Genomic DNA, 252 nt, shown 5'->3' with positions numbered 1-252 from the left:
CCATCAATGCTGCGATGGGGAATAAGGCCATAAAACTCAATGGGTGCGTGGGTCGCTGTATAGGCATAGCCTATGTTGCGATAAGGACTCATCATAAACAAATCAAACGCGGTACGCCCGGCTTTGATGGTCCAGTTTGGCTTTGGTGAATAACTTAAAAAGGCCAGTTGGGTAACATCGCCCAGGCTATAGTCGGGGTGGCTTTTGAGTACCCATTGGCCGGTAAAGCCCCACTGAGTATTAAACTGCTTG

General features: G+C 48.8%; 1 pseudogene. It reads right to left on the bottom strand.

The features are described from left to right. A pseudogene (locus tag CWB99_RS24345) lies at window positions 1-252 on the bottom strand (hypothetical protein); the annotation flags it as partial.

It is taken from the genome of Pseudoalteromonas rubra (assembly GCF_005887095.1).
GTDB classification, from domain to species: domain Bacteria; phylum Pseudomonadota; class Gammaproteobacteria; order Enterobacterales; family Alteromonadaceae; genus Pseudoalteromonas; species Pseudoalteromonas rubra_E.
The sequence above is the reverse complement of the archived record's forward strand: the minus strand, read 5'-3'. Positions and strand labels throughout refer to the sequence as shown.